The organism is uncultured Halorubrum sp. (assembly GCF_937146585.1).
GTDB lineage: Archaea > Halobacteriota > Halobacteria > Halobacteriales > Haloferacaceae > Halorubrum > Halorubrum miltondacostae.
The window spans coordinates 1-6,386 of the sequence record NZ_CAKZRO010000076.1 but is presented as its reverse complement, the minus strand read 5'-3'; the positions used below and the strand labels follow the sequence as shown (position 1 = coordinate 6,386).

The 6,386-nt window shown below is 73.4% G+C and carries 7 protein-coding genes and 1 pseudogene; 3 read left to right on the top strand and 5 right to left on the bottom strand.

Annotated features, from left to right (window positions below; genetic code table 11):
* From Q0116_RS06965 to Q0116_RS06950, 4 genes and pseudogenes are all read right to left on the bottom strand, one after another.
* A pseudogene (locus tag Q0116_RS06965) lies at window positions 1-276 on the bottom strand (type II secretion system protein); the annotation flags it as partial.
* Window positions 273-2,207, bottom strand: coding sequence for an ATPase, T2SS/T4P/T4SS family (locus Q0116_RS06960; RefSeq protein WP_297886609.1), 1,935 nt, complete (start codon window positions 2,205-2,207; stop codon window positions 273-275). The pseudogene Q0116_RS06965 and the gene Q0116_RS06960, both read right to left, overlap by 4 nt.
* 119 nt (window positions 2,208-2,326) lie before the next feature.
* Complete coding sequence (locus tag Q0116_RS06955; protein ID WP_297886608.1) at window positions 2,327-2,791, bottom strand: hypothetical protein; 465 nt, start codon at window positions 2,789-2,791, stop codon at window positions 2,327-2,329.
* Window positions 2,792-2,798: 7 nt separating this feature from the next.
* Window positions 2,799-3,404 carry a hypothetical protein gene (locus Q0116_RS06950; protein WP_297886607.1) on the bottom strand — a complete coding sequence of 202 codons (606 nt, stop codon included), beginning with the start codon at window positions 3,402-3,404 and terminating at the stop codon, window positions 2,799-2,801.
* A 74-nt stretch (window positions 3,405-3,478) separates the two neighbouring features.
* Between Q0116_RS06950 and Q0116_RS06945 the strand changes: the two genes are divergently transcribed.
* The gene (locus Q0116_RS06945; RefSeq protein WP_297886606.1) at window positions 3,479-4,558 is read left to right on the top strand and encodes a tubulin/FtsZ family protein; all 1,080 of its coding nucleotides are present in this window, start codon (window positions 3,479-3,481) and stop codon (window positions 4,556-4,558) included.
* 51 nt (window positions 4,559-4,609) lie between these two features.
* Window positions 4,610-5,317: a phosphoglycerol geranylgeranyltransferase gene (locus tag Q0116_RS06940; RefSeq protein WP_297886605.1), complete on the top strand. Its 708-nt coding sequence runs from the start codon at window positions 4,610-4,612 to the stop codon at window positions 5,315-5,317.
* Between the two features lie 58 nt (window positions 5,318-5,375).
* On the opposite strand, the gene Q0116_RS06935 is transcribed toward Q0116_RS06940, so the two are convergent.
* Window positions 5,376-6,005: a riboflavin synthase gene (locus Q0116_RS06935; protein ID WP_297886604.1), complete on the bottom strand. Its 630-nt coding sequence runs from the start codon at window positions 6,003-6,005 to the stop codon at window positions 5,376-5,378.
* Between the two features lie 118 nt (window positions 6,006-6,123).
* Here Q0116_RS06935 and Q0116_RS06930 point away from each other — a divergent pair.
* The coding region (locus tag Q0116_RS06930; protein ID WP_297886603.1) for a hypothetical protein at window positions 6,124-6,386 on the top strand (263 nt) is incomplete at its 3' end.

The window sequence follows — 6,386 nt, the reverse complement described above, 5'->3', positions numbered from 1 at the left end:
GAGCCACACCGGCGTCCGGTGGACCGCGTGCGCCCCGGCGACGGCGGTGGCGAGCCCCGCGGGCGCGGCGGCGACCGCGCCGGCGAGGAGGGCCACGGCCGCGGTGACGACCGCGCCGGCGACGGCGGCGACCCGATACCCGAGGGACACGACCCGCTCCGCGGAGACGTCCCAGCCGAGGAACGCGATCGCCCGTCGCAGCTCCGCGGACGCAGTCGAGTCGTCCCCCGATCCGGCGCGGGTTTCGCCCGCCACCCGGGAAGAGCCCCCCGTCATCGGTCTCCCCCGGCGTACCTCGCCGGCGCCGTTCGGCCCGCGCGAACCGCGTCCCGAATCTGTTCGCTTCGCCGATCGACGGCTTCTCGGACCGCCGCGTACGATTCGCCCGGTACCGCCAGGTCCTCGACCAGCCGGCTCTCGCCCCGGTCGATGCGCCCCGTTCCGACGAGTCCGCTCCCGGTCCGCTCGAAGAGCGGATCGAAACTCACCCCCTCGTCGTGATCAGCGACCTCGACGATCGACTCGACCCGGTGGTCCTCGAGGACGGCGATCAGGTCCGTGGCCGCGAACGAGGATCGAGGCACGCCGAGGTCGGTGACGACGCGCTCTTCGACCGCCTCCGGGTCCGCTCCGTGGATCGTCCCGAGGACCGTCTCGTCGGCGGCTCCGACGCGCATCGCCTCGTACAGCGCCCTGGCCTCTTCACCGCGCACCTCGCCGACGCTTATCGCGCCGCCGCCCATGCGGAGTGCCGTTCGGACGGCGTCCGCCGGCGCGAGTTCCACCCCGTCGCCGACCCGGAGGCGCTGGGCGTCCCGCCCGGCGTCGGCGAGCGCGTCCACCGGGAGTTCGGGCGTGTCCTCGACGGCGATCGTCCGCGTTCCGGCGGGTATCTCCCACAGCAGCGCGCCGAGGGCCGTCGTCTTCCCGGCCGCTCGTCCGCCGGCGATCAGCCCCGCGACGCCCCGCTCGACGGCGACCGACAACAGCCCGGCCGCCGCGGGAGTGAGCGTGTCGACCGACACCAGCCGCGGCAGCGTCCACGCCTCGGGGTCCCCGCGCCGGAACGTGAAGGAGAGTCCGTCGCTGGCGGGTGCCGTGGTCGCGGCGACCCTGACGCGACCGGTCTCCGACTCGATCGTCGCGTCGAGCGTCGGCGTCGCCCGCGAGAACGCTCGGCCGCTCGACCGGCGGAGCCGCGACGCCAGCGTCGCGGCCCCCTCCGGCGGGAGGCGTACGTTCGTCCGGCAGCGCTCGCCGTCGAGGACCACGCGCAGGGGGTTCTCCGCGACCGGCGCCGTCACCGTCGCGTCGCTCACCCTGTCGTCGGCGAAGACGTGTTCCAGCACGCCGTAGCCGTGGGCGTGCCGCCGAAGGATCGCCGTCACGTCGGCGACGGGGTCGCCGTCGTCCGCCGCCGCTCGCACCGCCCGTCCGGGCGCCCTGTCACCCCCCTGCGGGTCGTCGAGCAGTCGGTCCCGAGCGTCGGCGAGGGTCGCCACGGCGTCGGCGTCGAGGTCGACGGTAGGCGGCGTGAGGTGGTACGTCTCGAGCGGACCGTCGCCCTCGTAGCGCCGGACCGTCGCGCCGGTCGACACCGTCCAGCGGTCGACCAGCGTCGCGCCCGGCGGCGGCGCGGTCGCCACGCGCGCGGTCGCCGCCGTCGGACCGACGTGGGCCCGCAGGACGCGGCTCAGGTCATGGTCGCCGCCGTGTAGATCCCCTCCGAGCCCTTCGACGGCAGCCAGCAGGTCCGTCTCGGTCGCGATGCGGTTCGCCGGTCCGGCGCGGCCGGCCGCCTCCGCCGCCGCCCCGAGCGGATCGCGGACGACTCGGTCGGCGAGCCGCTCCTCGTGGAACGCGACCCGCTCGCGGAAGCGTCCCGCCGCGACGAGGAGGGCGGCCGCGCGGTCGGCGTAGGAGCGCTCGCGTCCGCGGTGGCGAGTCCTGATCACGTCCGCGTCCCGGTCGGCGAGCGCCTCGACGACCGTCGCGAGACACTCCGGGCTCGCGGCGAGGTCGCCGCGCCCGGGGCAGTCGTCGGCGTCGACGTCGAGCACCACCCGGTCCTCGACGCCGGTTCCCACGGGCTCGCGGAACGTCGGACCGCAGCGACACCCGTCTGACTCGCCGCCGATCCACGGGAGCGTTCGGAGCGGCGTCTCGCCGTCACCGCCGGCGATTCGCCCGGTAATTCCGAGGTCCATGCCGGCCGTGGCCGCGGTTCGGTATATAAACGATCGCCCGCTCGTCGGCCCCCCACGTCCGGCCACTGCCTCTCTCTGCCCCGTCCAGTCCCGCCCCGCTCCGCCGCGCCGCCTCCGTCTCACCCGACTCGGCCGATCCGGACCGTCGGTCCGTCGTCGTCGACGTACCGGATCCGAATCCGACTCGGTCCGCCGGTCCGGAGCTCGATCGGCCCGCCGACGAGGTCGACGGCCGTCTCGGCCGGCCCCGTGCCGACGCGGAGCGTCCGCTCAGAGCGTCCCTCGATCCGATACGCGAGCGCGAGGCCGTCCGCCTGGTCCGACGGCTCGACGAGCGCGACCCGGTCGACGTCCGCCGCGGCGAACCCCGCCGGAACGCGGACGAGGACGGTCGTCTGCGCGGCCATCGCCGGGTCGCTCACGGGGGTCGATCCGGCGACGACGCCGCCGATCGCCCGCTCCAGCCGGTCCGCCTCGACGCCGATCCGCTCCGTCGTCGTCGCGGTCCGAGCGGTCTCGACCGCGGGCATCGACGCCGCCAGCAGCGCGACGGCGACCAAGACGGTGAGCACCACGCGGATCACGGGCCGATTACAGCGACTCCCGGAGGCGGTCGAGCGCGTCTGCCGCCCACGCGCCGCCGTCGCCGTCTTCGTCGTTCCCGTCGCCGCCGGTGCGGGGTCCGGTCGTCGGCCGGTCGTCCGGCAAGGCGGCGTCGAGGGCGCTCTCCGACGGGACGCCCCCCTCGCTGGCAGCCGGCCCGGGACCGTCGCTTTCGCTGTCGCGGCCGGCCTCCGTCGCCCGCGCCAGCGCGAGGTCGGCGCGTCGCTCGACCTCGCGGTTGACGGCCCTGATCGCCCCCGCGTAGCCGCGGATCGCCTGCGTCGCGGACTCCAACTCCGCGACCCGCGCCTCGAGGTCGTCGAGCCGCGATTCGAGCCGCTCGCGCTCGGCCGTCGCCTCCGCGCCGGCGGCCACGTCTGCGGGCCGCGTCTCGCTGCCGGTGACCGCCCGTTCGACGGCGCGGAGTCGGGCCTCTATCTCGTCGTCCGCCGTCTCTCTCGTTGCTTCTGCGTCCGCCGTCCCCCTCGTTACTCCTACGTCCGTCGCCGCTTCCCCTCCTGTCGTCGCATTCGATCCCGCCGTCGCCTCTGTTCCGGTCCTCGACGGCTCGACGCCGTGCGCGTGGTCGGGCATGCGACCCGTTGCCCGCGGTTTCACTCTTAAACCTCGGGGAAAGGGTATTGTCGGGGGCACTGGTAGGTGGTCGCATGAAAGCAGTCCTCCTCGGCGTCGGACAGGCGGGCGGCAAGCTCACGACCGCCCTCGCGGAGTTCGACGCCGACGCCGGCTACGGCGCGGTCCTCGACGCGCTCGCCGTCAACACCGCCGCGGCCGACCTCGACCCCCTCCCGCTCGAAACGGTCCTCGTCGGGCAGTCGCGGGTCAACGGGCACGGCGTCGGCGGCGACAACGAACTCGGCGCCGAAGTGATGGACGAAGACGCGGTCGAGGTGTTGGACGCGCTCGCCCCGAAGGTCACCGCGGAGGCCGAGGCCGTCTTCGTCGTCGCCGGCCTCGGCGGCGGGACGGGCTCCGGCGGCGCGCCGGTCCTCGTCCGCGAGCTGAACCGGGTGTACGACGTGCCGGTGTACGCGATCGGCGTCCTCCCCGGCCGCGACGAGGGGACGATGTACCAGGTGAACGCCGGCCGGTCGCTCAAGACGCTGGTCCGCGAGGCGGACGCGACGATCCTCTTGGACAACGACGCGTGGCGCTCGTCGGGCGAGTCCGTCGAGGGCGGCTACGAGGCGATCAACGCCTCGATGGCGAAGCGGATCGGCCTCCTCTTGGCCGCCGGCGAGGCCGTCGAGGGCGTCGCCGAGTCCGTCGTCGACACGAGCGAGGTGATCAACACGCTGCGGGCGGGCGGGATGGCCGCGGTCGGGTTCGCGTCCGCGCCCGCGGCCGACGACCCGCAGGAGAACGTCACCACGGTGACGAGCGCGGTCCGGAGCGCAGTGATGACCGGGCTCTCGCTGCCGAGCGCCACCGACGCCGACGCCGCCCTCGTCGCGGTCGCGGGCGACCCGGACCGGATCTCCCGGAAGGGGTCGGAGAAGGCGCGAAAGTGGCTCCAGGAGGAGACGGGCTCGATGCAGGTCCGCGGCGGTGACTTCCCGCTCGACTCCGGCCGGATCGCCGCGCTCGTCCTGCTCGGCGGCGTCGAGCGCTCGCAGCGCGTCGAGGCGTTCCTGGAGCGCGCGCGGCAGGCGGTGCGCGACGAGCGCGAGGAGAAGCCCGACCCGGCGGCGGCGTTCGAGAACGACGAGATCGACGACCTGCTCTGAGGCGGCGCAGGTTCCGCACCTTTTTACTCTCGCCCTGCCGACTCTCGCCCGATGACCAACCCGTGGGACGACTGGGACCACGTGCTGAAGGTCGATCCCGACAAAGACCTCCAGCCGGGCGAGACCTTCGAGGACGTCTGCCGGACCGGGACGGACGCGATCGAGATCGGCGGGACCCTCGACGTCACCGCGGAGAAGATGAACCGCGTCGTCGACGCCGCCGCGGAGTTCGACGTGCCGCTGTACCAGGAGCCGTCGAACCCGGGCGTCGTCATCGACTCCCCGGCGCTCGACGGCTACCTGATCCCGACCGTGTTCAACGCCGGCGGCCCCTTCTGGATCACCGGCGCGCACAAGGAGTGGGTCCGGATCGACGACCTCGACTGGAGCCGGACACACACCGAGGCGTACATCGTGTTGAACCCCGAGGCGTCGGTCGCCCAGCTCACGGAGGCGGACTGCGACCTCACCGCCGACGACGTGGGCGCCTACGCGAAGGTCGCGGAGCGCATGTTCGGCCAAGAGATCGTCTACGTCGAGTACTCGGGCACGTTCGGCGACACGGAGAAGGTCGCGGCCGCCCACGACGCCTTGGACGACGCCGCGCTCTTCTACGGCGGCGGCATCCACGACTACGAGTCGGCCAACGAGATGGCCGCCCACAGCGACGTGGTGGTCGTCGGCGACCTGCTCCACGACGAGGGCGTCGACGCCGTCCGCGAGACGGTGAAGGGCGCGAAGGACGCGCAGGACGACTGAACCGCGGCTCTGCTGTCGGGAACCGGTCGATTCCTCCCGAGAGCGTCTCTCCCGGCGCTCAGTCGTCCGCCGCCCGCGGGTCGGCCGCGTAGCCGTCCAGCATGTTCTCGACGTACTTCGCGATCACGTCGACCTCCAGGTGGACCGGGTCGCCCACCGACTTCTCCGAGAGCGTCGTCAGGTCGTAGGTCGTCGGAATGATCGCCACGTCGAACTCGGCCTCACGCTTCTCGGCGACCGTCAGCGAGATGCCGTCGAGCGTCACCGATCCCTTGTCGACGAGGTAGTCGCCGTGGCCCTCCGGGATCGCGAACGTGAACCGCCAGTCCTCGCCGACGCGCTCGATCTCAGTCACCTCGGCGACGGTGTCGACGTGGCCCTGGACGACGTGGCCGTCGAAGCGCCCGTCGGCGGGCATCGCGCGCTCGACGTTGACGGCGTCGCCCGTCTCGACTTCGCCGAGGTACGTCTTCGCGACCGTCTCGCTCGCCAGGAACACGGCGAACCACTCGCCGCCGTCGGCCGCGACGCCGTACTCCTCGACGGTCAGGCAGACGCCGCTCACGCTTATCGACTGGCCGTGGTGGAGGTCGTCGAACCCGTCGACGCCGATCCGCAGCCGGAGGCCGTCGTCGGTCTCGGTGCGCTCGCGGACCGTCCCGGTCCCCTCGACGATGCCGGTGAACATACCCGAACGTGGGGGCGGGCGACGGATATCGGTTCTGGGTCCGGCCGGGGTCGCTCCCGCCGACCGCCGTTCGTCGCGGCCGCGCCCCTTTTGCCCTCCGGGGATCAACCGACGGCCGATGCGCCTCGGACTGCTGGACATGATCGGGCTGGCGGCGTCGCTCGTCTTCGCGCTCCCGCTGGCGAACTACGCCGTCATCCGGCTGGTCGCCGGCGAGGTCGCGCTTGGGGCCGGCCTGCTGGTCGTCGCGGCAGCGATGGTCGTCCTGCCGCAGTACTTCCTCGACCCCGCCCGGATCGCCCGCAGGCTCCTCTCCGGGCTGTTGCCCCGACAGCTCCGAGGGGGTTTGGTAGGCACGGACGAGGCGTCGGAACGCCCCGA

What these genes read in the sequence shown, in the direction of transcription:
- Q0116_RS06960 (WP_297886609.1), bottom strand. Translation starts at nt 2,207, where the DNA reads ATGGACCTCGGAATTACCGGGCGAATCGCCGGCGGTGACGGCGAGACG.
- Q0116_RS06950 (WP_297886607.1), bottom strand. Translation starts at nt 3,404, where the DNA reads ATGCCCGACCACGCGCACGGCGTCGAGCCGTCGAGGACCGGAACAGAG.
- Q0116_RS06945 (WP_297886606.1), top strand. Translation starts at nt 3,479, where the DNA reads ATGAAAGCAGTCCTCCTCGGCGTCGGACAGGCGGGCGGCAAGCTCACG.
- Q0116_RS06940 (WP_297886605.1), top strand. Translation starts at nt 4,610, where the DNA reads ATGACCAACCCGTGGGACGACTGGGACCACGTGCTGAAGGTCGATCCC.
- Q0116_RS06935 (WP_297886604.1), bottom strand. Translation starts at nt 6,005, where the DNA reads ATGTTCACCGGCATCGTCGAGGGGACCGGGACGGTCCGCGAGCGCACC.